Source organism: Microvenator marinus, from assembly GCF_007993755.1.
Taxonomy (GTDB): Bacteria; Myxococcota_A; Bradymonadia; order Bradymonadales; family Bradymonadaceae; genus Allomicrovenator; species Allomicrovenator marinus.
Genome location: NZ_CP042467.1, coordinates 835389 through 857709, shown reverse-complemented (window position 1 = coordinate 857709; position 22321 = coordinate 835389). Strand labels below are relative to the sequence as shown.

Genomic DNA, 22321 nt, shown 5'->3' with positions numbered 1-22321 from the left:
CTTCCTGGTCAATTCGTGACTTCCCTCACTAAGTTAAAAGCTTACCACAGAAATTAAACTTAGGAAATCAACCCACCAGAGCGGTCCTAAGGGGCCTCAAACTCAGCGATAACGGGCGCATGGTCGGATGGTTGTTCCATGCCACGGAACTCCCGAGCCACACGGATTTTTGTACACTTGAGGGCGGAGGTGGCCATGATGAGGTCAATTCTCAAACCTTCGTCTTTCTCAAATCCCTGATTGCGATAGTCCCACCAGGTGAACTCGTGTGCATCTCGGCCGAGGTCCTCGAGTCCCCAATCCTCAAGCGTCTTGAGTCGCTTTCGAACGCGTGGGTCGCAGAGCACCGAGCTCTTCCATTGAGCGGGGTCGTGAGTGTCTTCGTCTTCCGGAGCAATATTGAAATCGCCGCATACGATAAGGGGATCGTCATCAAACCATTTGGAGTCGATGGACTCAAAGAGCGCGTCTAGCCACTTGAGTTTATGGTCGAACTTATCGCTCGAGACCACATCACCATTTGGAACGTAGACATTGAGAACATCAAACGATCCAAGCCGCGTGCTGATGGCGCGGGCCTCTCGCAAACCACCGATATCGGTCTCGAGTCCATCACTCACAAGAGCGGGTTGATCTCGGCTCAATATGGCGACCCCATTGTAGCTCTTCTGTCCGAGCACTACGGCGTAGTATCCTAGCGATCGCACGTCCAGATGAGGAAAATCTCCGGACTCACACTTGATTTCCTGCAGGCAAACGATGTCTGGCTTCTCTTGCCTTAGAAGCTCAAGAAGCTGCTCAATTCGCACGCGAACCGAGTTGATATTCCACGAGATGATCTTCACTCAAACCTCCAAGTCGTGAGTATATCTCAATGCGCCGTCCTTAAATGTCGCCCTGACTCGCCCTTTGAACTTCTGGCCCGTGAAGGGGGAGTTCTTCTGTGCGCCGCAAAAATCCGACTCCGACACGACCCATTCGTAGTTCGGGTCGATGAGCGTCAGGTCGCCATGAAGTTCTGCGAGCTCCAGACGGTTGAGGACGCGGGCAGGGCCGGATGTCATGAGCTCGACCGCGCGCTGGTCCGTAATCGTTTCGTCATGTACGAACCGTAAAACCGATGCGAAAGCTGTCTCAAGACCGATTATACCAAAAGGCGCCTTTGCAAAATCCCGCGCTTTCTCTTCGGCCGAGTGGGGTGCGTGGTCAGTGGCCACCGCGTCCACCGTGCCGTCTCGCAATCCCTCGATCAGCGCCAATCGGTCGTGCTCGGCACGAAGCGGTGGATTCATCTTGAAATGCGTGTCCGGTGTGCCGCCTTGGTCAACATCAGCGTCGGTCAGGAGCAGGTGATGCGGCGAGACTTCGCACGTCACTTTTGCACCTTTTGAGCGCGCCTCGCGGACAGCGTTTAGACTTCTTTGGGTAGACATATGCAAAACATGGTAGCGCGCTCCGGTCTTGAGCGCGAGCGCAACGTCTCTTTCAACCATCGCGCCTTCAGCGTCCGCAAGTTGCCCCGCGAGGCCGAGCCTGTCGCTTGTTGGCCCCTCGGTCATGACCCCATCTTTGCTGAGCGTGAGGTCTTCCGCATGCTGCATGAAGAGGAGGTCGTGTTGCGCGCAATGCTCAAGGCTCTTCAACATGATGTCTGAGTTGGCCAAAGGATAGCCGTCGTCCGTCACGGCCACAGCGCCTGCGGACTTCAGAGCCTCGTAGTCGCTGAGTTCATGGCCCTGGATGTCTTTGGTCGCCCCGGCCGCCACCAGAACTCGAACGCCATCACAGGCTTTCGAAAGCGAGTGTTGCCGCTCAACTTCTTCGGCCGAATCCAAAGCCGGTTTGGTATTTGGCATGACCACCACGGTGGTAATCCCGCCGGCGAGCGCAGCTTTGGAGCCTGACGCGATGGTCTCTTTGTACTCGAACCCGGGTTCGCGGAAATGGACCTGTAAATCCGTGAGGCCAGGCGTGGCCCACATCCCGTTTGCGTCAATCACACGATCGGCACTCGCCTGCGAGTCCAGCTCGATCCCCTCAGGGCCAATGAGCACATCCGTAACACGATCGATGGACTTCGCAGGGCAAATGACCCGGACACCTTTCAAAAGCGTGGTGAGTTGATTTCGGTCGTGAAAAGTAGGCATGGGCTCTTCTCAGGTCTTAGGATTCGGTGGGTCGGGTCCAGAGGATTTCCGAGAAGGCATCGTGGTTGTGGATGCTTTCCTGATTCACACATTTTACACGAAACCATCCGATTCGCTCGTCGTCTTGCAGGCGTTTGGCCACGTTGCGCGCGATATCTTCGACGAACGCGGGGTTGTCATAAGCTTGCATGGTCACGAAACGCTCGTCTGGCCTTTTCAGCAAGGCATAGAGCGGCGCTGAGGCTGATGCTTCGGCGATTTCGATCAGGTCTTCCATCCAAACGAAGTGTTCGCTGGCCGCCGAAGTCATGCGAATCTCAATCGTGATGGTACTTCGTTGGTTGTGCGCGCCGTAGTCTGAGATTTCCTTGCTACACGGGCATAAGCTCGTGACCGGTACACTGACGCCGAGGATAAAGTCATCGCCGCTAGCGTCTGAAGCGCCATGGAAATAACCTTCGATATCAAGCAAAGACGTCTTCTTCGTGACTGGCGCTTGTTTTTCGATGAAATACGGAAACCGTGCTTCGATGTGCGCGGCTTCTGAATCCAGGCGAGTCTTGAGCTCGTGAATGACGGTCGGCAAGGTTTTAATGGTGAACTCGCCGCGATGTTCGTTGAGGACTTCGAGGAATCGACTCATATGAGTCCCCTTGAAGTGATGTGGCAGGTGCACTGACAACGAGAGTGTAGCCACGGTGGACTGACTCTCGTTTGCCTTATCCCACACGATGATAGGATATCTGAGGTTTGTCACACCGACGCGGTCGATGGGGATCTCGCGGTTATCGCTGCGGTTTTGTACGTCTTCCATGGGGCTTTCTAAAGGGAGAGAAGGGAGCAAATGACGCATCCCGAAAAGAAAAAGAACGAGACGAGGATAAGCATCGACATCCAAAGAGGCATTCCCGAGGAACGATGCGCGGGCACCTTAGCCGCGGAGTTTGTCTGGATCAACGGGGAAGATGGTGGGGGCGAGTGTACGGGAGGCATCGCAAGTGTTGGCACCGGCTCGCCGGTCATCCGAACTCCCGCTAGTGCACGAGAAAACTCGGAACCGTCTGGATATCGGCTTGTTGGATCGATGCTCAGCGCCTTTAGTAGCACGGTTCCCAATGCGCCGCTCTTGATCCCGTCCGGAATATCATGCTCACCCTGAATGTGTTTCATGATGTAGCCGATCGCCGATTCAGACCGCACGACAGGACGACCGCTAAGCGTCTCTACGATGATGAGTCCCATTTGATAGACGTCCAGGGCTGGGGAGACGACCTGATTCTGGATGTATTCGGGTGCAAGGTAGGCCGGCGTGCCCGCGAAGGATCCCGCTTGAGTGAGTTGAGTTTTCGAATCGAGGACTCTCGCGATACCAAAATCCACGACAACCAACCTCTCTTCTGGAGTGTTGGGGTTTACGAGGAAAAGATTGGAGGGTTTTAGGTCTTTGTGAACGATCCCCGCCTTGTGTGCGAGTCCGAGACCTTCAAGCACGGGGACGAAGAGTCGTAACATCCGCTCAACACTCAGTGGGCCAGTCGCTTTGAGCTCTACTTCGAGGTCGTGACCCGTGAGCTTCTCCATGGCGATATAGGGCTGACCCTCGCCGAGTTGCCCGAAGTCGTGGATCCGCACGATGGACGGGTGATCGAGTTGAGCGCAGATCCGGGCTTCGCGGGAGAAACGCTCCATGTAGGCGTCATCACTAATGCCGGACACATCGAGAACCTTTACCGCGACTGATCGTCCAAGCGATAGGTGGACGGCGTCGAAGACTGTCGCGAACCCGCCAGCGCCTAGTTTCCCAAGGATCTGGTAGCGCCCGTCGACTACCTGGCCGGGTTCAAGAATCTCTCTTCTCATGGCATTGCCTGCATGCGCCAAATCCACCAATATAGCTAAGGCTTAACTCATACCACTGCTTTCTGTTGAGCGTGAAGGTTGAACTTTTGTCGCCTTCGGGACATAGTCCCGCGCGATACATGGATGACTCAGGGATTGAAGAGGTCGTGCAATGAAGCAAAGAGCCAACAAGGTTGTCGCGGTCGCAAATCAGAAGGGTGGTGTTGGCAAGACAACTACTTCCGTGAATCTTGCGGCGTGCCTTGCCGATTCGGGATGCACCGTTTTGCTTGTGGATATCGACCCGCAAGGAAACGCGAGCAGCGGCCTGGGCGTACATCGCGACGAGGTCACTCGCTCATCGTACCACGTGCTTAACAACGAGGTCGCGGTTCATGAAGCGGTGATCGCGACTCAGCATGAGCGCCTTTTTCTGCTTCCGGCAACTACCGACCTGGCAGGGGCCGAAATCGAGTTGGTCGACCACCCAGACCGTGAGTTTCAGCTGCGCCGCGCACTTCAAGCGTCCGAACTCGACGTGGATTTCATCATCTTGGATTGCCCTCCGAGCCTCGGGCTTCTAACTGTGAACGCGTTGGTTGCGGCCTCGACCGTGCTCTTGCCTGTGCAAACCGAGTACTACGCGCTCGAGGGTATGGGACAACTCCTTCACACTGTGAATCTGGTGCATCAACACCTGAACCCAGAGTTGCAGATCGAAGGGATCCTGCTGACGATGTACGACGGTCGCACGAATCTTAGTGAGCAGGTTGCCGACGAAGTGACTACTCATTTTGGAAACCTCGTCTTCGAAACCGTGATTCCCCGAAATGTTCGATTGAGCGAAGCGCCATCTCACGGTAAGTCGATTATCGCGTACGATGATGCTTCTCGTGGTGCGCGTCGCTATCGCGCTTTTGCGCGCGAATTCTTGGATAGAAACCAGAAGATCGCTTGATTCATGGATGAAAAACCCAAAAAACGGGCCCTGGGAAAGGGTATTGGTGCCTTGATTCCCGGCGGCTCCAGCGCACAAGACCGCACTGAGACCGAGCCACGGCGCCGAGACTTTCTGCTTTGCGATATCGATCTCATCGACGCGCACCCAGGGCAGCCGCGCCGGTTCTTCGATGAAGATGCACTTCGTGAGTTGGCCCAGAGTATTCGTGAGTCTGGCCTCGTACAGCCGCTGGTCGCTCGTGCCCAGGGTTCGAGATATCAACTTATTGCAGGCGAGAGACGGCTTCGAGCTAGCAAGTTGGCGGGACTTAAACAAGTTCCGGTGGTGGTGCGCGAGCTCTCAGACAAAGACGCCTTTGTTCTGGCGCTCGTCGAGAATATTCAGCGCGAGGACCTCAATCCGGTTGAAGAGGCGAGTGCCTATGCGCGATTGGTGGAAGACCATGGTCTGACCCAGTTGGAGTTGGCGGAGAAAGTTGGGAAGTCTAGGTCAGCCGTGGCGAACTCGCTGCGGCTCTTGGGTCTCCCCGAGTCCGTGCGCGACTACTTGATTCAGGGCCTACTCACTGCCGGTCATGCCAAGATACTCGCTGCGCTCTCGCAAGAAGAGGCCGAAGAGCTAGCCGAGATCATCGTTAAGCATGAGTATTCGGTGCGCGAAGCCGAGGAGCTCGTCCGGCAGTCCAAGGCAGGCAATGCCATCAAACCTACCAAGCCGGCCGTTCGTGACGATGCTTTGGTTAGAGACCTCGTGGGTCGTCTTCAGACGGTGCTCGGTACCAAAGTCAAAATCAAAGACAAGAATGGCAAAGGGCGCATCGAAATTCACTACGCCAATGTGGACGTCTTACAATCGGTTTTGGACCGATTAATCGAAGAAGAATAAATCTTTTCGGCATCTCATACGTTAAGTGGGGCAACGAAGAGGTTTACGTGAAATTATTGCGGTTCATTTTCCGGGTGGTCAAAGGAATCTACGATATCCTCGCGAGCTACCTTTTCCTTCATCTCTTGCCGCTCATTGCTCTTTCGGTCGGCCTGCATTTCGGGCTTGAGTATCTGGTTCAGCACTTTGGGTTTGAGCATCTCTCTCAATCTTGGGCGAAATGGTCCTATGAGCTCGGAGTTCGCGATTGGATCCTTAGGCTTGCCGTCTTTTTGCCCGTTCACGCACTCTTTTGGTGGTTGATTTCGCGCCCGTTTAGAGTGGTTCTAAGAGGGATAGATGCGGCCTTCGATAAGGCCTACGTCGCCTACGCATGGGCTGCCGCAAAGGTCCCGAAGATCAAGACACCTGTTGAAGTCGGCTTTAGCGTCTTTATCACGGTGCTACTCGTTCCTTTCCTGATTCAACCGACCTTGGTGGCAGGATGGGGCGCCAACTCGTGGGGCGAACGCGCAGCGAACCTCGTGGACGGAACTGCAGTGGTGGGGCTCCACGAATCGGTGATTGGCTTGTACAGGCAGATTTACGCTGAGCCCGTTGTTGTGGACGAAGGCGTGAGCTCAGATGACGTAGACACAGCTGTGGACGTGGCTGAGTTGACCGAGCCAGTCGTTCCACCAATTCCCATCGGCGACAACCCGATGATGGATCGCTGGGATCCAATCATCATGCAGAACGCGAAAGGAGACGCGGATCGCTTCGCGACGATCAAGGCATTCATGTGGGTGGAGAGCGCGGGACGCCAATTTGCCGTGAGCCACACCGGTTGTGCGGGCCTCATGCAATTTTGTGCGCCCACTGCCAAATCGGGTCCATTCAAGGACATCTTTGGGGTTGGCCAGGTTTATACGTGCGGCTGCCAAACCAAGGATTGTCGGATCCCCCGAAACGTTCAAAAAGACCTCGAGTCAGGCATTCGCGAGCGCATCGAGATGCACAAAGGCTCATTCCCGTGCAAACTCACTGACGCTCGTTTCAATCCGGATCGGAGCATCGCCGCAGGCGCGGCGTATGTTGAGTCGCTGCACAACCAGTTTTCGGGAAATATCTATCTGATGTACATCGGCTACAATTCAGGGCCTGCCGTGGCGAAACGAGCTTGGTTAGCCCTTGGACAGAATCCAAACGCAAGCCTCGAGGAAATCGATGCGGTTCTGGTTCAAGCCATGCATCCAACGTACGGTGCGGGCTCGGCGGCAAGGGCTCGTTCCCTCGTTCGTACGCACCTTCCGAAATTGGCCAAGGCAAAAGCATCCTACCTTAAGGAGCAGACGACTTTGCTGAGCTCCATGCCACGCGAGTCAAACGCCACAACTGAGACGTTGTGAATTGAGGGTCGACAAATCCAGCTGGCCTCGTGCCAATCGGCTCGGCGCCTGCCTTTTCTTTGATTCTCGCCGAGCGCGAATTGCCGAGAGCGTTCGAGAATATGAGTTCCTCAAAACCAAGCTGCTCAAAGGCGTAGTCCGTGACCGCGTCACAAGCCTCAGCCATATAGCCGTTCCCCCAGTGTCTATGGGCTAACCAGAAGCCTCGATGCTCTGGAACTCCGTCTCGCCATAGGTCCACGGCGCCCACGCACTCTTCCGGCTCCGATTTCAAAAAGATGCCCCACGCCCATCGCGTCTCGCCCTGAACGGGAAGGATCACGTTTTCTATGAACCACCTGGCACCTCCTTCGGGATAGGGCCAGGGCACCTGGTCCGAGAGAAATCGCACCACCTCATAATCCGCGAAGTTCTTCTCGTAGTCGTCGGCGTGCTCAACGACGAGCGGCTTTAGAATGAGTCGTGCGGTAGTCAATGTGGGAGGATTAGACACAGTGGTTCTCCAATCGTTTCAACACTTCGGCATACGTCAGACCTGACTCGTCGAGCAAAACCAAGTCTGCCCGCCTGATCCCCAGTCGCCACATAGATTCGTCCATCTTCATCAATGAGAATTTCACCTCGTTGCGAGTCCCAATTATGTACTCGTTGGAAAGATGCTCGATTTCGAAACCAAAGTATCTAGCTTCCTCAGCTATGGCCTCTGCGATTGAGATTCTCATGTTACTCTCCAAGCACGAAACTGACAGACGAAAGGACATCAACTATGGCTGAGCTTAAAACGAAAGCAACCGAATTGGATCCGAGAGAGTTCTTAGAGACCGTGGACTCCGATGAAAAACGGCAGGATTGCTTTTGGCTCTTGGAGCAAATGGAAGAACTTAGTGGTGCCCCCGCTAAGATGTGGGGCGAGTCGATGATTGGATTCGGCACATACCATTACGTCTACGATAGCGGACGAGAGGGCGATTGGTTCGAGGTAGGTTTTGCACCAAGAAAGCAGAATCTGGTGGTGTACATCATGCCCGGATTTATCGAGTACGATGATCTCTTGGGTCAGCTTGGAAAGTACAAGACTGGTAAGTCTTGTCTCTATATCAAGAAGCTTAGTGATGTGAATCGCGAGGTCTTGAGGGATTTGATCGACCAATCTTTGAAGGCGATGCGGGAGAAATACGGGGACTAGCCTGTGTCTAGACGGGGCGGACCCCATCTTTACGGTCCGGCCTTAGGACGGATTTATTCTCAGAGAGCTCAAGTCCGGCCGCGATGTAGTCGCGAGTCTCGCGTGGGTCGATGACCTCGTCTATAAGCCCCTTGCCGGCGACCTTGTAGATGTCGATGAACGGCCGAATTCCTTCCACCATCTGCGCTTTGATCGTCTCTGCGTCGGGATTACCTTCGAGCATGGTGCGCGCAAAAATGGATACCATTCCTTCGGGGCCCATCACGCTGATTTCGGCGGTTGGCCATGCAACGATCAAGTCTGGCTCGTAAGCCCTACCACACATCACGTAATAGCCGGCGCCATAACACTTCCGAACCAAAACGGTGATTTTGGGCACGCTCGCCTTGGCCACTTCGTAGAGCATTTTGGCGCCGTGCCTGATGATGCCTTCGCGCTCGACCTTAGAGCCGATGATAAATCCAGGGACATCTTGGAAGAAGACGAGCGGGATGTTGAAAGAGTCACAAAGATTGACGAACCTTGCCGCCTTATCCGCCGAATCTACGTCGAGGATGCCTCCGAGGTGCATTGGGTTGTTGGCCACGATGCCCACCGGACGCCCATGAATCCGGGCAAACGCCGTGATGAGGTTGGGCGCAAAAAGTGGCTTCATCTGAAAGAGGGAATCTTCGTCCACCACGTACTTCAGAAGCTTGTTCATGTCGTACGCGCGCCGAGTACTTTCCGGCAAAACATCGAGTAGTTTTTCGCGGTATTTGCCCCCATCGTCATCCCTGGTCGGGTCCTCTACGTACTCGAGAGTCGCCGGTTTCTCAGAACAATGTTGCGGGAAATAGCTCAGGTAGGTCTTGATCGCGTCCAGACACTCTTCGTCGTTATCGTAGATTTGGTCAGCAACGCCCGAGTGTTTGTTATGAACTTCGGCACCGCCAAGCGATTCTTCGTCGATATCTTCTCCGACGGCGGCCTTGACCAGGGGAGGGCCACCGAGCGCCATAGAAGACGTTCCGCGTACCATCGGGACGAAGTCCGCAAGTCCCGGGATGTAAGCGGTTCCGGCAGCGCCTGGCCCCACCATGGCGGCGATCTGGGGGACCACCCCCGACATATGGACTTGTTCACGGAACAAAAAGCCCGAAAGTGCAAAATTGCTAATCTGCTCGCCATCAATTCCGCCTCCCGCATGAACACGGGCGCCTGCCGAATCGATGAGCCAAATGATAGGCACTCGATTCTTGACCGCGAATTCCCTGGCCCTAGTGACCTTTCGCTCGCTCACATCGCCGATCGATCCGCCGAGAACTGTGAAGTCATAGGCCGCAACACAAGCGATGCGTCCGTTTATCTTACCCCAGCCAGTAATGACGCCATCCGCAGGCGTTCTGACCTTTTCGGGGTCTACCGGTTGGCCGTTCGAGTGAAAGAACGCATGCATGCCGAACTCGCAGAAGGTTCCCTCGTCAAAGAGGTAGTCGATGCGTTGCCTTGCATCGAGCTTTCCGCGTTCATGTTGCCTTTGCACGCGCTTTTCTCCACCCATCAAAAGGGCGTCTTTCCGCTTCGCCTCAAGCTTAGCAACAAGTTCCCTCATCCGTTCATTTGTGGCCATGTCTGACTCCGAGAATGCTTAGTTAGTGTTTACTAACTTTCTCGTCGTCTTCCCGCAAGCGAAAAACCTTGGATTGGCCGGGGTGGAGCTCAGTGAAACCCTGCGAATTCTGCGAGGGTAGGGGGGCGATGTTGAGCGGGATGACGCCCGGCTCATCGATAACGGACACTTCGAATTCAGATCCCTGCTCGAAAGAAATCAGGAATGCCACAGAGAAGCCACCTGTGCGCTCACGTACCACTTTGGTTTCAACCAAGACGGGCATCACTGGCTTCTTATTGACCTTGAAAGCGAGCTTATGCGTGGCTCGCATGTAGAGTTGGGGGCCCATTTTCCGAGCTTCAGCGGGCGAAATTCGACTGTCTCGATTCGCGTCGAACATCGACTTCAGCCTGTCAGAACGGGGCCCAGGCGGTTCGCGATAGACGAGCATGGCTCCCAGGGCCTCGTCGCTCCAATCGAGAACCATCTGACGCTCGATCGGAAGCTCGTGTGCACTCGCGCTGGTTCCCATCCCCATTGAGAGAAGAATGAGGGTCAAGCTGAGTGCAATTCGTAGGGTCATGTTCAGTGAATGTGTCCGAATGACTCAAAGAGCATTCGGAGGTCTGGCGTGACGCTTCCGCGCTGCCGAGGAAGCGGGTTGTGATGATGCAACTCGATAGGCACCTGCGCCGGTCTGATGCGCTGCATCTTATCTGCGGTGAGCGTCAGACCTTGGACGTAGGCACCGTCCTGGCATCGGAAGATTGGAGGATTGGGAGCGGTGAAGGCACCGTCGCCATCCGTCACAACCCAGATTGGATTGGTGAAAGCGAACGGAGTCACTGGGAACACAAAGTTAGGCTCAAGACCTTCAACGCCTCCGCCGAAACCAAACGCCCCGGCGAGGCTACCGATAACGGCATCGAAGTTAAACGGCGGAATGTCCTGAGGCGTCACCACAGGGAAGAGATTGTTGTCGCCTTCGACTTCGAGAACAAACCATGTGTCCTGAGCTACGTTCGCCGTAAAGGTTGCCTTGAACTCGCCGTTGCTCAACGTCACCGGAGTCCAACCCCAATAGTCGTCAGATTGGCCAGGAACACCCCTGAGGACCTCTCCGTTGGCCACAATTCTGAACCGATCCGCACCTACCCAATCAGCTGCCCGAACCAAGACCTCAAACTCCAGCTCACCTGTTGCCGAGAACTCCGAGCCTACCGGGTTGTCATTGATCGAAAGATTGATGAAAGGACCGTTCGTCACGATATTGTGGCGTGCACGCAGGCCATCCACAAGCTGCTGTGGATTAAACTTTTGTGGGTCGTCATGTCCCACAAACGTGTAATTCCTTGGAATCCCGGCTTCGTCGCTTCTCGCGCCGTGAACATCGGAGTTCCCAGTTGCTGCGTAGTATCGATAGGTCCCATCTGGGCGGTTGTGGTTGAGAATATTGTAGTAGTCGTCAAGACCGCCCGCGAATACGACGTCGTCGCCATCGCAAAGCACGGTGTGTTGCTCAGGGATATTCTCAAGTGTCCACGCATCCACAAGTGGTTCAACTTCAGCAGCTGTCCTCGCGTCCAGCTCAGTATTGGTATCGTCAGGGAAAAACTCTCTGAGGAAGCTTCTGGAGTAACCAGATTCAGTAGTTTCAGCCAATGAGTCTTCGGTCAGCACTGCCCTAAAACTATCGAACACACTTGGGGGAAGGGCGTCCGGAGTTCCAGCGGCCGCTGTTTTATCAAATGGCATTCGGAAATGGCGCAATTCCTCGAGGTGCTTGCCATTGAAGACTTCGATCGCGTCGAACTCCCAAGAGAATGTGGAGCGGTAGATCGAAGAGGTGCCGTTCGGCTGTTGGATTTCCTCGATGAATGCCGGGCCCGTGGGGCTTGTAAGAGTGGCCGTAAGTCTATCCGTGCCGGTCGCCTGATTGATGGCGAGATCGACGGTCGAGTCGAAAGCGTCCACGTTATGTTGAGCAAAGTAGCCCAGAATCGGGGTTCGAGGGTGGTTGACTTGAATGATATTGCCGCCTTCTGGGGCCATCTCCCGTAGGGTGTCGAAGATCTTCTGAGGGGGAACATCTTGCCATTTAATCGAACCACGCGACTGCGAATCGAGTTCACGATTTACTGGGAAGGCGTTGAAGTGTCCTGCTTCGAAAGTAGTAAGCTCCAAGCCGATAACCGAAGTCAGCCAAGGGTCGAGTTGGTTGCGCTGAATGAAAGGCCGATAGTCGGTAACGTAGTTATGGTCGGTTGAAACCGCGATTTCAATTCCCTCTCCAGCCACTGATCTGACACGGACGTTGTTGTCGAGACCTGAGTCGATAGAGCCGGCGGCGTGAAGGTGAAAGTCGCCGCTCAGATAGCCGGTTGTGTCCACCACGCGCTTGAGCGTAACTGCCTTGGTTTCCACCTTCGCAGGCTTCAGGTCCACCTCGAATGTGGCCAGGTCGTATTCAGCACCGCGGCTGATATAGGCCGTGTATTTCCCTGGTGGAGCCAAGATTCTGATCTTCCCGCTCGCGTCACCGTACGCCATCTCTTGCATAAATTTGCGTGTGTTTGGATCGTTCGGGTCGTCGGGAACAAGGTCAGTAGGGAGCCATGGTTCACCAGCCTCGAGGTCGAAGAGAAACGTCTTATAGTCACTGCTTGCGTTATATTCGTGAACGCCGACAAGCGTAAGTTTTGCGGGCATCGGCATGCCAGATTCATCGGTGACATGGACCAAGACTTCTCCGGCTGAGGCGAGTCTCGCGTTGATTAGACCCGTGGCCTCGTTGACTTCGATAAATTGATAGTCGCTAAGCGGATGGCCGTCCGCCCGGGTCCGGTAGCAGTAGCGGCCGGGGAGCAGTTCAAGCTCAAAGAACCCGCTGCTGCGGGTGTGAACTTGGTTTAGAAGTTGAGGATTGGAACAGCTCGAATCGTCTGTAGAGTAGAAAAGCACACTCGCCAGCGCCCCAACCGGAACGCCGGTTGTTGCATCTCGAACGCGGCCACGAACTTTTTGGGTCTGAACTCCACGAACCTTATAAAGCTCTTCGTAGATACTTGCGACGTCTCCATCGCCGATAACGAAGTAATTTGTGAAGGTGTAAGAAGTAGCCGGCTCTTTGCACGTTTCAAGTGCCGTCGTGCATGCATCGCTGCATTGCCCATCTTCGCTTTCACATCGAGCCAAACAGGCTTCGTAAGAAGTTCTACAGAAGTAGTCGTCCTCACATTCGTTTGTGTTCGAAGCACTACACTCTGTGGGTTTGAGCCATTGAGGGGCCTGTGAGCTGAAGACCCCGCCGAACCCTGATGCGTAAAAGAGAAAGAGGAAATCGTCCGCGGCTGCGCGTCCGTCGTAAAGGCCGTCTTGGTCACGTTGATAAACAAAGTTGTTTTCAGGGTCTTCCACCGTGATGAAGCCGTAATTGACGCCGAGGTCGGTGGTTGAAGCCACGATATTTGTCAGCAATCCGGGAAAGCCGGGGAGGGGGACCGCGGTTTGATAGGCTTCGTCGAGTCCAAACCGAAGATCGTATCCAACCCCGGGAACGAAGATGCTCGAAAGCGCCCCGAATCCGAGCACGTGGCCGGTCGGGATGCGCAGGCCTGAGAGGTCGAGCCCGAAACCGCTGAGCAATCCGGTGATCGTAGACGGTGGGAATTCCAGCGACTCTTGGGAGATGTTCCGCATCGTCGAGTCGATACGGATATGCCGAGCTCCCGGCTCAAGAATGTATCGTGTCGAAAACTCAATTTGCGGCTCACCGTCGGAGTTTGCTGGGACTCCCCCGATCAAATCTGGGAGCTCAACCGCATAGCTGTTGAGCATGAGTTGGTTCAGGTAGCGAAGCATTGTGACGAATTCACCGCCTTTGCCTTTGACCTCAATAATTGCCGCCTTTCCGTCGGTTCCATCGTTGATGATCGAAATTTCTTGAGGGTCGATCATCTCCAGAAAGAACACGGGGAAGAGTTCGCCAAATGTGTCTCGGCCATTGCCACCAAGCGGGTTTCCTTCCGAGTCGTAGCGCTTGAGGTCAGCGTCGATGAGTGACCCACCAAAGAGCCCGGACCCACGGTTGTAGGTCAGGTCTTGGATCACAACTTTGATTTTGTCGTTTTCGAGGACGTAATCCCCAATATCCCCAAGAGCTGTGGGGCCGCCAACGAGTTGGTTGCGGTCCGTCACGCGTTGGGCATTGGCGCGCGGAGGCTCATTATCCTTACACCCGAAGGTGGCGAAGGACAGCAGAAGTAGAAGGAGTAACTTGTTCATGTGAAGCCTCAAAAGACCACCTGTAACAACGCGTCAAAGCGATTGTTTTCCAGAGCCACCGCAGATTCTTCGTCCGTGATGGTGTAGTTGAGCATCAACCGAATCGGGTAATCCGGATTATAGTTCAATCCAATGGTGTAGAAGGTTCTGGCATCATTTTCAAAAAGTGGGTCGGGAGTCTGTCCAGACGTATCCGATGTCGGGTCTAGATATGCGTAGCGAAAGGCAGGTTGGAAGCCGAAGAATGGCTCCTGATACGCAAGGCTCACCTGGTATCCGGTGGACGTGACCGAAGGTTGCGCCGAGATCGCTGCAATCTCTGATGTGGTCTGCGTGAAATTTCCGATTAGGGTTACGCCTGAGTGCTGGAACGTCAGGTCAGCCGTAAAACCAAAGACGTCTTGGTCAATGAAATCGGCTTCTTCTGCCTGGAGGCGCTCTTCATTGATCTGGACGGCACCGCCGAGCCGGACCATCTCCGCCCAGTAGACCTCGAGTCGGCCATAGGTAGCGAATGAATCGTTGTCGTTGCCTTGAAGCGATGCGGGACGTCCGTTCGTCAAAGCGAGCGCGTAGCGCACGCCAAGGCCGTCCTCGGACCCAAAGCGGATGATCGGCGCGTCAAGCATGACACCTGCTTCGCGATCACGCGCAAGCCCGTCCACGGCAAACCCTTCAGTCACCCCAACTCCACGACTTGCGACCGAGTTTTGAACGAAAAGTTGCTCCGCTCGAGAGTAAGTCTCTTCGACCTCAAACGGCGCTTTGAACTGGCCGGCGTTGATTCTAACGAAGTCGAGAGGCTTCCAAGCGATGATCGCGTCACGCAACCGCGTGTCGAGCTGGCTTAATGGCCGCGTACCTCCCAAGTCCTGATCGATCGCGCCGTCAAGCTGTAGTCGGAACGTCAACTGCTCGAGGATATCACCTTCGATGGTTAGTCGCGCTGACGCGACTACAAACCCGTCGTTTCGTCCAAAGAGGTCGTTGTTGGGATCGTTTTGGATATCGGTGAAACCAGTCCTCAAATACCCGCCAATTCTCAGGTTCCAAAGGTAAGGGTTTTCAACTCCCTCTTCTCGCTGCTCCACATTGAGGGCCACATCCACGGGGTGATTGCTTAGCGATGGTGGGTTAACGAGGACACCGCCGTTTGGTTCTACGGCCGAGACAGCACTTGGTGCAGGCTCGGCCTCAACCACAGGAGGTGGTGGTGCCGTCTGAACCGTAGTTTCTGTCGATTCAACGGAACCTTCAGTCGCTTCAACCACCTCGGTTTCCGTGACATCAGGGGGAGTTTCTTCCGCTTGGGGTTCAATGTTCTGAGCCCACACGGTCACAGGAAGGAGAAATGCGCCAATAATCAGGGGGTATTTAGTCATGGTCGAAGCCTCAAACACTTTGATTGTTGGCGAGCGGTATACAACAAAGCGAGGGCGTGGGGCACGGGAAATATCACAAAAAAAACCGCCCAGACTGATGTCTGAGCGGTTCTTAAATGGGTTGCTCGGCGTCGATGCGGCCAGCGCACACTCTTTATCCGGTCCGCTGCTTCCTCCCGGACCTGACGGGGTGCCGGACTACAAGTCGCGCTGACCGCGTCGACGCCGAACTACGGAGAGGGTGGGATTCGAACCCACGATACGGTGTGAACCGTATACACGGATTCCAGCCGTGCGCCTTCGACCACTCGGCCACCTCTCCAAACCATATTACGCCCGAGGGTTCGCATAATATGGCGAATCTAACAAGGAGGGAGTGGGATTCGAACCCACGTTACCGCGTAAACGATAAATCTGATTTCGAATCAGACGCCTTCGACCACTCGGCCATCCCTCCGTTTAACCCTTTCCGGGCTTCTTTACGTGGCCCTCGCGAATACCACGGAAAAAATCGGTCAATATCTGACCACACTCGGCATCGAGGATTCCCTCGATGATTTCGACTCGATGATTGAGTCGAGGGTCGTCTGCGAGTGTAAAAAGTGATCTCACTGCACCAGCTTTTGGGTCCCGAGCGCCATAGACCAGATTTGACAATCTGGCGTTGACCATGACTCCGGCACACATAGGGCAGGGCTCAAGCGTCACGTAGGTGGTACAATCGATGAGTCGCCAGGAACCTACGTGCCGAGCCGCCTCTTGCATCGCAAGAAGTTCGGCGTGAGCTGTAGGATCTTGAGTGGTTTCCCTGAGATTATGACCGGTAGCGATGACTTCGTCGTTGAGTACAACGACAGCCCCGATTGGAACTTCTCCCATCTCTGCTGCGCGCCGAGCTTCGTTTAGAGCAAGCTCCATGAAGTAGGCGTGATTTGAAGATATGGGAGTTTCCATACTGGTTGCGAAAAGAAATGCACTCGAGAGGGCTCGAACCTCTAACCTACGGTTCCGTAGACCGTTGCTCTATCCAATTGAGCTACGAGTGCAGGGCGACGGGTAGCTACCACGTCAAAACGCAGTTGCAAAGCCGATTCGCCACGGAGAAGGAGGGATTCGAACCCTCGATACGCTTTAACACGTATACTCCCTTAGCAGGGGAGCGCCTTCAGCCACTCGGCCACTTCTCCATTCGCGAGGTTATTCAATTGTCAAAGACTTCCAAAGCAGAGGGGGTGGGATTCGAACCCACGAAGGGCGTGAACCCTTGCCGGTTTTCAAGACCGGTGCCTTCAACCACTCGGCCACCCCTCCGAACGAACCCGTGGGTCCGTTTGGAGGATGGGAGGATACTCACGACGCAGTGTTCGTCAACACAAAAGCGAAGCGAAAATGAAATCAGTAGCCTCTCTCGACCATTTCATCGACTTCCTCATCCTCTTCAACGATCGCGAGCTCAGACTTGAAAATCTTAACGTCGAGCGCACGTGTCTCAATTCGTTCGAGAATTTCCGCCTTCAGGTCCTCAAACGGCATCACACCGCGTTGTCCATCGGTGTAAGAGCGCACGGCTACGGTTCCAGCCTCGGCTTCTTTTCCGCCGACGACGAGCATATAGGGGATCTTGCGCGTCTCAGCCTCACGGATCTTATATCCGGTCTTCTCATTTCGGTCGTCGACCTCAACCCTTACACCGTGTTTCTTTAATTCATTCGCGAGTTTCCACGCGTAATCATTTTGATCGTCGGTGATGGCGAGGATGATAGCTTGAACTGGGGCGAGCCATGTGGGGAACGCACCCGCGAAGTGTTCAACCAAGATCGCAAAGAAACGCTCAAGTGTTCCCGCAATAGCTCGGTGGATTACGACCGGAGTTCTCTCTGAGTTATCCGATGCGGCGTAGGTTAGTTCAAATCGCCTTGGCAGCTGGAAGTCTAGCTGGATCGTCGCGCACTGCCAGGATCGGCCGAGACAATCGCGCAGCTGAATATCGATCTTCGGACCGTAGAACGCGCCGTCTCCTTCGTTGACTCGATACACTTTTCCGGAAGCGTTGAGAGCCGCCTTGAGAGCATCCTCTGCGAGATCCCAAAGGGCTGGGTCGCCCATATGGTCCTCTGGTCGCGTCGAAAGCTCGAGGTCGTATTCCAAGCCCAAAAGGCCATAGGCCTCGTCGATCATTCCTAACAGGTTCGTGATCTCACCTTGAATCTGGTCTTCCATCACGAAGATATGGGCGTCATCCTGGCACATCTGACGTACGCGGGTGGCTCCGGAGAGCGCGCCTTGAAGCTCATTTCGGTGCAGAACCCCAAACTCCGCTACGCGCAAGGGTAGCTCACGGTACGAGCGCCTCTTGCTCTTGAAGTAGAGCATGGTGTCCGGGCAGTTCATTGGCTTTAGGCAATACGTTTGGTCATGCGAATGCAGGACAAACATGTTTTCCTGATAATGGTCCCAGTGACCGGACTGCTCAAAGAGCTCCTTCTTGTAGAGAAGTGGATTGAAGATTTCCTCGTATCCGTTCTTCTCCTCGAGTTCCCTGAAGTAGCTTTGAAGCGTTCTGTAGGACGCCCAACCAAGCGGCTTCCAGAAGACACTCCCAGGGGCGACCGATTCAAAGCCAAAGAGCTCGAGTTCTTTTGCGAGTCGACGATGATCACGTCGCTTAGCTTCTTCGAGCATGTGGAGATGGTTCTCCAATTCTTCTTTGGAAGACCAAGCAGTCCCGTAGATGCGCTGCAGCATGGGCTTCTTCTCGTCGCCTCGCCAGTACGCGCCTGCCACTTTCAGCAATTTGAAGTTCTTGCACTTCTTTGTGTAGCCCACGTGTGGGCCCGCACAGAGGTCGGTAAACGGGCCGTTCGTGTACGTCGAGACCGTATCGCCCTCAATTCCCTCGATCAGCTCTAGTTTATAGGGCTGGTCTTTGAAGAATTCGCGGGCTCTTTCCTTCGGCCATTCCTCTTGAATGAACTTCTGATTTGCAGAAATCGCAGCGGCCATGCGCTTTTCGATTTCTTCGAAATCTTCTGGAGTGATGGGCCGTGGGAGTTCAAAATCGTAATAGAATCCGTCTTTGATCGGCGGGCCAATCGCGAGCTTGGCGTCTGGAAAGATCTCCAGAATTGCCGTCGCCATGATGTGGGAAGCCGAGTGCCTGATCCTGTAAAGTTGTTCTGATTTGGAGAGTTCTTGAGCTGGCGAAGACATAAAATTTATCCGTCACTATTCTTTAAGCAATTCTTCAAGATGTTTGAGGAAACCTTCTTCTGAACGGTCTCCCATGTACTTAACCCCGTTAATGTAAATGGTTGGGGTTCCCGTGAGTTGGGCCTTTTCTCCCTCGGCACGGTCTGCTTGCACAGCGGCCACAGTCATAGCCGAGTTCAAGTCTTGGGTGAACTTCTCCATATTCAGGCCAATCTGCTGTGCGAAGCTCATGATGCGGTCTGGCGAGAGGCTTCGTTGATTCTCAAAGACCAGGTCGTGCATTGGCCAGAACTTCTTCTGGTTATGTGCGGCTACAGCGGCTTGTGCAGCAAGCCTTCCGTTTGAATGTGCACTGAGCGGGAAATGCTTGAAATAGACTCCGATCTTATCTCCATGCAGTTTGTGCGCCTTGTCCAAGGTCTTGGAAAACTCTCGGCAATGAGGGCATTCGAAGTCCGCAAATTCGACGATGATGATACCAGCATCAGCCGAGCCTTTAAGCGGCGAGTTTTGGAGGTTGAACTCGTGCTTCTTGCGTGTGGACTCAAGGAACGACGCGAGCGATGCGAGTGTGTCGGTTTGGTTCAAACCCTCTTTGATCTTGATCGCAACGTGTGAGGCAGCTTGCTCGGATAGATCACAGCGCTGGTCTGCCTTCTGGAGGCACTCGTGCAGGGATTCTGGCATGTTCGGACAAGGACAAAGTTCTGCCTTTGCGACCTCAACAAACCGCTCCTGTTCGCTTGGTTCCAAGGCCGCGAAGTTAAAGCCAGGGTAGATATCGCCCTTTGGAGCTTTGGCACTTGGCGCATCCTTTTGAGCAGCTTTTTCCGCGGTTGCTCCGGTCTCCTCGGTTGGGGAGGTTGCGGTTGGCGTAGGGTTGTCGCTCTTACATGACGATGCAAAAAGCAATGTGCTCAAGGTTAAGAGTAGGATGTGCTTGAAAAACATAGATAACTCGGTGAAATCGGCGCTGATTGCCGGGAAAAAGTTGCGGTATTCAATGCGATCGAGTGCTGAGAGTCAAGCGTCGACACTCGACCAACTCTAACTCTCGGCCTATTCTGCGCATCCATGGATGCACGGATTCACACAACCTTAGGCGCCTCGGCAATATTCCTGATGTCTTGCACAGGGGTCGATAGCCCACCATTACTAGACGAGAACGGCGAGCCGCTCGCCGCGCCTGGTTTTTTTGACAGGTGGCTCGAGGTTGAATCTGTGCGGCCCGATGACGCTGAAATTGCTTTGCGCCCTGTGATTCGTGTGCGCTTCAACGATCCTATCGATATCAATCGTGTTCTCGATTTTGATGTGCTCACCCTCAATTCCAACGGCATTCGAGTCAGCGGGCGCGTGCGGTGGGACCTTGCAGAGAACGAGCTCGAGTGGCGTGCGCTATCCAATCTTGAAGAGGGTCTCAGATACCGAGCCGTGTTTAACGAGAACCGTCTTCGTAGTGTCACAGGCGTGGAGCTACTGAGGAGCCCTTCTCCTGAGTTTATGGCTGTAGCCGATGGGCCAAGCGAAGAGCCCCGTGAGGTGGAGTCGGTTCGTTGGGCTGAGGTCGACGCGCTGATTGAGGCGCGTTGTGGATCATGTCATCGCGATCCGGAGTGGCAGCTGAATCCCTTGGAGTACGAGACCTTGGTGGGAGCGCGGGCTACGGAGGTTGATACGTACTTAGTGAGACCGTTTGATCCCGCCAATTCCTATTTGATGCATAAGATATTGCCCGAGTATCCTGTGCGAAGGTTCGGTGTTCAGCCCCCGATATGGTCTGATGAAGAGCCGCTCAGCAACGAGGAGATTCGATTGATTTCGGATTGGATCGAGAGCGGCGCGAAGTAGTCTTAGACTTCGATTTCTTTCCAGGAGCCTTCCCAGAATTTCCAAGCCATCGCGACCGCGAGCGCCATGACGTAGATCGTGGCCGAGAGCCAAACGCCGAGGAACCCGAAATCGAGAACTACGCCGAAAAGATAGGTCAGTGGGGCCAGGCACAAGCCGTGGAGAATAAGCTCGATCCACATGACGAATCGTGTGTTCCCGGCACCGAAGAGTGCCTGTGTGAGAATGAGGGCCATCGCGATGAAGATCTCAAGCGCTGCCATGATTCTAAGGCCCGGAATTGCGGCGTTGATGACCTGCGGGTCGTCCGTCAGGAGGTCCAGGAAGAAGGCAGGCTGTAAGATGATGATCAGTCCGATCGCGCCAAAGAAGTAAGAGCCGATCTTTACCGAGTCCCATCCGTAGGCTTCCGCGAGGTCAAACCTCTTCTCTCCCATCGATTTGGAGACCAGCGTTGCGGTTGCGGTTCCGAACGCGATGCACATCACAAACCCGATGCTAAGCAGGTCGATCACGAGCTTTGCTGCGGTGGTGTAGACAGGTGGACGCCCGGAGATCAGGGCGAAATTCCAATCCGTGACGAAGAGCGTCCCTGTGGTTGCCGTGGCCGTTCGAATTGCTTCCTGCCACTGCATCCATTCGGGGAGTGCTGCGTAGAAATCGCTGACTCTCAGGGTCTGTTCGACTGCAGTCTCATCGAGCATGCCGATGATCTTGAGGAACATCAGCACGCCCGACATCACAAAGAGTTGTGCGGCGCCGCTTGGTACGCTGAGTTTTACGATCTCCCACATGAGCTTTGGATTAAGAGTTCGCGGTCTGTAGTAGCGATGCGGCTTTCGGTATTTGCCGCGGAGGCTCCAGACTACCATCATCACGAGTCCGATGAACGTCGAGAGAAGGCTCGCGACTGCCGCGCCCGTTACGTACATGGCCGGGATAGGACCCCAGCCGAATATGAAAATATAGTTGAGTCCTATGTTTGCTGCGTTCATCACAAGCGCAGCGTACATATGAACGCGGGTGCTGCCGATTCCGTCGAAAAAGCCCTTATAGCTCGTGGTCAGGACCATCCCGAGAATGCCGAGCACACGAATCTGAGCGTAAGGAATACCGAGATTCAGGACGTTCTGGTTTCGAGTCAGGAATTCAAAAAAGGGAGGGACAATGAACCATCCCAGTACCGTGAATATGAGCGATCCGACGATGGCCACGACAATAGAGTTCGTGAGAACGACCCCGGCTTCTTCCGGTTTTTGTGAGCCGATACGGCGTGCCGTCATCGCCTGGGTACCGATGCCAATGGCGGCAAGGAAGCCGGCTAGGCTCCAGAGGATAGGCAGGGAAAACCCAAGCGCGGCTTGGCCGGGCGTTGCGTAGCTAGGATCCAGTTTTCCAACAAAAATCGTGTCAACGACGTTGATGAATGTCTGAGTGAACATGGCAATGACGATAGGCCCACCCAGGACCAAAATCGTCTTTGCTCGTTTTAAATCAACACTTAGAGCCATTTTTACTCGCGCCGTGAAGGGCTGTGGGCGGGGAGTTGTAATCGGATGCGCCCGGCTTAGCAAACGTTTTCTGAGATGTAGGG

19 protein-coding genes, 5 tRNA genes and 1 other RNA gene are annotated in these 22321 nt (G+C 54.5%); 5 read left to right on the top strand and 20 right to left on the bottom strand.

Features of this window, described 5'->3' with window-relative positions; translation table 11 throughout:
* Nucleotides 1–86 precede the first annotated feature (86 nt).
* From xth to FRD01_RS03655, 4 genes are read right to left on the bottom strand one after another with little or no spacing between them, the layout of a single operon-like run.
* Nucleotides 87–845 (bottom strand): exodeoxyribonuclease III, encoded by a 759-nt coding sequence (gene xth, locus FRD01_RS03670; RefSeq protein WP_146957740.1) that lies wholly within the window; start codon nt 843–845, stop codon nt 87–89.
* The gene (locus FRD01_RS03665; RefSeq protein WP_146957738.1) at nt 846–2147 is read right to left on the bottom strand and encodes a dihydroorotase; all 1302 of its coding nucleotides are present in this window, start codon (nt 2145–2147) and stop codon (nt 846–848) included.
* 16 nt (nt 2148–2163) lie between these two features.
* The gene (folE2, locus tag FRD01_RS03660) at nt 2164–2991 is read right to left on the bottom strand and encodes a GTP cyclohydrolase FolE2 (protein WP_430700844.1); all 828 of its coding nucleotides are present in this window, start codon (nt 2989–2991) and stop codon (nt 2164–2166) included.
* Nucleotides 2970–4007, bottom strand: coding sequence for a serine/threonine protein kinase (locus FRD01_RS03655; RefSeq protein ID WP_146957735.1), 1038 nt, complete (start codon nt 4005–4007; stop codon nt 2970–2972). The genes folE2 and FRD01_RS03655 overlap by 22 nt, the downstream gene beginning before the upstream one ends.
* A 151-nt stretch (nt 4008–4158) precedes the next feature.
* Between FRD01_RS03655 and FRD01_RS03650 the strand changes: the two genes are divergently transcribed.
* The 3 genes from FRD01_RS03650 to FRD01_RS03640 are packed head-to-tail and all read left to right on the top strand — an operon-like array spanning nt 4159 to nt 7220.
* Nucleotides 4159–4944, top strand: coding sequence for a ParA family protein (locus tag FRD01_RS03650; protein ID WP_146957733.1), 786 nt, complete (start codon nt 4159–4161; stop codon nt 4942–4944).
* A 3-nt stretch (nt 4945–4947) separates the two neighbouring features.
* The gene (locus FRD01_RS03645) at nt 4948–5832 is read left to right on the top strand and encodes a ParB/RepB/Spo0J family partition protein (RefSeq protein WP_146957731.1); all 885 of its coding nucleotides are present in this window, start codon (nt 4948–4950) and stop codon (nt 5830–5832) included.
* Nucleotides 5833–5879: 47 nt separating this feature from the next.
* Nucleotides 5880–7220, top strand: coding sequence for a transglycosylase SLT domain-containing protein (locus FRD01_RS03640; protein ID WP_146957729.1), 1341 nt, complete (start codon nt 5880–5882; stop codon nt 7218–7220).
* On the opposite strand, the gene FRD01_RS03635 is transcribed toward FRD01_RS03640, so the two are convergent.
* Both FRD01_RS03635 and FRD01_RS03630 read right to left on the bottom strand, forming a co-directional pair.
* Nucleotides 7153–7713 carry a GNAT family N-acetyltransferase gene (locus tag FRD01_RS03635; protein WP_146957727.1) on the bottom strand — a complete coding sequence of 187 codons (561 nt, stop codon included), beginning with the start codon at nt 7711–7713 and terminating at the stop codon, nt 7153–7155. The two genes, FRD01_RS03640 and FRD01_RS03635, sit on opposite strands and share 68 nt — an antisense overlap.
* Entirely contained in the window at nt 7706–7942 is a 237-nt protein-coding gene (locus FRD01_RS03630) for a hypothetical protein (RefSeq protein ID WP_146957725.1), read from the bottom strand. Before FRD01_RS03630 ends, FRD01_RS03635 begins: the two co-directional genes overlap by 8 nt.
* 44 nt (nt 7943–7986) lie before the next feature.
* On the opposite strand from FRD01_RS03630, the gene FRD01_RS03625 reads away from it, so the two are divergent.
* Nucleotides 7987–8406 carry a DUF1801 domain-containing protein gene (locus tag FRD01_RS03625; RefSeq protein ID WP_146957723.1) on the top strand — a complete coding sequence of 140 codons (420 nt, stop codon included), beginning with the start codon at nt 7987–7989 and terminating at the stop codon, nt 8404–8406.
* Nucleotides 8407–8413: 7 nt separating this feature from the next.
* Here the strand turns inward: FRD01_RS03625 and FRD01_RS03620 are convergent, their stop codons facing one another.
* The 13 genes from FRD01_RS03620 to FRD01_RS03560 all read right to left on the bottom strand — a co-directional run bounded on the left by FRD01_RS03620 (nt 8414) and on the right by FRD01_RS03560 (nt 19827).
* A complete protein-coding gene (locus FRD01_RS03620) occupies nt 8414–10018 on the bottom strand; it encodes an acyl-CoA carboxylase subunit beta (RefSeq protein ID WP_249755974.1) in 1605 nt (534 codons plus the stop codon).
* A gap of 22 nt (nt 10019–10040) precedes the next feature.
* The gene (locus tag FRD01_RS03615) at nt 10041–10583 is read right to left on the bottom strand and encodes a hypothetical protein (RefSeq protein WP_146957721.1); all 543 of its coding nucleotides are present in this window, start codon (nt 10581–10583) and stop codon (nt 10041–10043) included.
* 2 nt (nt 10584–10585) lie between these two features.
* Entirely contained in the window at nt 10586–14284 is a 3699-nt protein-coding gene (locus FRD01_RS03610) for a CehA/McbA family metallohydrolase domain-containing protein (RefSeq protein WP_146957720.1), read from the bottom strand.
* Nucleotides 14285–14292: 8 nt separating this feature from the next.
* Complete coding sequence (locus tag FRD01_RS03605; protein WP_146957718.1) at nt 14293–15666, bottom strand: porin; 1374 nt, start codon at nt 15664–15666, stop codon at nt 14293–14295.
* Nucleotides 15667–15796: 130 nt separating this feature from the next.
* An RNA gene (ffs, locus tag FRD01_RS03600) (signal recognition particle sRNA small type) lies at nt 15797–15887 on the bottom strand.
* A gap of 12 nt (nt 15888–15899) precedes the next feature.
* Nucleotides 15900–15988: transfer RNA gene (locus FRD01_RS03595), tRNA-Ser, on the bottom strand.
* 46 nt (nt 15989–16034) lie between these two features.
* Nucleotides 16035–16123, bottom strand: a tRNA-Ser gene (locus FRD01_RS03590).
* A gap of 2 nt (nt 16124–16125) precedes the next feature.
* Nucleotides 16126–16620 carry a tRNA adenosine(34) deaminase TadA gene (gene tadA / locus FRD01_RS03585; RefSeq protein ID WP_146957716.1) on the bottom strand — a complete coding sequence of 165 codons (495 nt, stop codon included), beginning with the start codon at nt 16618–16620 and terminating at the stop codon, nt 16126–16128.
* 18 nt (nt 16621–16638) lie between these two features.
* Nucleotides 16639–16712 (bottom strand) — tRNA-Arg (locus FRD01_RS03580).
* Between the two features lie 52 nt (nt 16713–16764).
* A tRNA-Ser gene (locus FRD01_RS03575) sits at nt 16765–16853 on the bottom strand.
* Nucleotides 16854–16890: 37 nt separating this feature from the next.
* A tRNA-Ser gene (locus tag FRD01_RS03570) sits at nt 16891–16977 on the bottom strand.
* 84 nt (nt 16978–17061) lie between these two features.
* Nucleotides 17062–18876 (bottom strand): threonine--tRNA ligase, encoded by a 1815-nt coding sequence (gene thrS, locus FRD01_RS03565; protein WP_146957715.1) that lies wholly within the window; start codon nt 18874–18876, stop codon nt 17062–17064.
* A gap of 15 nt (nt 18877–18891) precedes the next feature.
* On the bottom strand, nt 18892–19827 hold the full coding sequence (locus FRD01_RS03560; protein WP_146957713.1) for a DsbA family protein: 936 nt from the start codon (nt 19825–19827) through the stop codon (nt 18892–18894).
* Between the two features lie 123 nt (nt 19828–19950).
* On the opposite strand from FRD01_RS03560, the gene FRD01_RS03555 reads away from it, so the two are divergent.
* Nucleotides 19951–20727, top strand: coding sequence for a phosphoheptose isomerase family protein (locus FRD01_RS03555; protein ID WP_146957711.1), 777 nt, complete (start codon nt 19951–19953; stop codon nt 20725–20727).
* A gap of 2 nt (nt 20728–20729) precedes the next feature.
* On the opposite strand, the gene FRD01_RS03550 is transcribed toward FRD01_RS03555, so the two are convergent.
* Nucleotides 20730–22238, bottom strand: a complete 1509-nt coding sequence (locus tag FRD01_RS03550; protein WP_249755973.1) for an MATE family efflux transporter — start codon at nt 22236–22238, stop codon at nt 20730–20732.
* Nucleotides 22239–22321: the final 83 nt, after the last annotated feature.

Excerpts from the sequence above, each read along its gene's own strand:
- FRD01_RS03665 (WP_146957738.1), bottom strand. The coding sequence starts at position 2,147 with ATGCCTACTTTTCACGACCGAAATCAACTCACCACGCTTTTGAAAGGT.
- FRD01_RS03655 (WP_146957735.1), bottom strand. The coding sequence starts at position 4,007 with ATGAGAAGAGAGATTCTTGAACCCGGCCAGGTAGTCGACGGGCGCTAC.
- FRD01_RS03650 (WP_146957733.1), top strand. The coding sequence starts at position 4,159 with ATGAAGCAAAGAGCCAACAAGGTTGTCGCGGTCGCAAATCAGAAGGGT.
- FRD01_RS03645 (WP_146957731.1), top strand. The coding sequence starts at position 4,948 with ATGGATGAAAAACCCAAAAAACGGGCCCTGGGAAAGGGTATTGGTGCC.
- FRD01_RS03630 (WP_146957725.1), bottom strand. The coding sequence starts at position 7,942 with ATGAGAATCTCAATCGCAGAGGCCATAGCTGAGGAAGCTAGATACTTT.
- FRD01_RS03625 (WP_146957723.1), top strand. The coding sequence starts at position 7,987 with ATGGCTGAGCTTAAAACGAAAGCAACCGAATTGGATCCGAGAGAGTTC.
- FRD01_RS03620 (WP_249755974.1), bottom strand. The coding sequence starts at position 10,018 with ATGGCCACAAATGAACGGATGAGGGAACTTGTTGCTAAGCTTGAGGCG.
- FRD01_RS03615 (WP_146957721.1), bottom strand. The coding sequence starts at position 10,583 with ATGACCCTACGAATTGCACTCAGCTTGACCCTCATTCTTCTCTCAATG.
- FRD01_RS03610 (WP_146957720.1), bottom strand. The coding sequence starts at position 14,284 with ATGAACAAGTTACTCCTTCTACTTCTGCTGTCCTTCGCCACCTTCGGG.
- FRD01_RS03605 (WP_146957718.1), bottom strand. The coding sequence starts at position 15,666 with ATGACTAAATACCCCCTGATTATTGGCGCATTTCTCCTTCCTGTGACC.
- tadA (WP_146957716.1), bottom strand. The coding sequence starts at position 16,620 with ATGGAAACTCCCATATCTTCAAATCACGCCTACTTCATGGAGCTTGCT.
- thrS (WP_146957715.1), bottom strand. The coding sequence starts at position 18,876 with ATGTCTTCGCCAGCTCAAGAACTCTCCAAATCAGAACAACTTTACAGG.
- FRD01_RS03560 (WP_146957713.1), bottom strand. The coding sequence starts at position 19,827 with ATGTTTTTCAAGCACATCCTACTCTTAACCTTGAGCACATTGCTTTTT.
- FRD01_RS03555 (WP_146957711.1), top strand. The coding sequence starts at position 19,951 with ATGGATGCACGGATTCACACAACCTTAGGCGCCTCGGCAATATTCCTG.
- FRD01_RS03550 (WP_249755973.1), bottom strand. The coding sequence starts at position 22,238 with ATGGCTCTAAGTGTTGATTTAAAACGAGCAAAGACGATTTTGGTCCTG.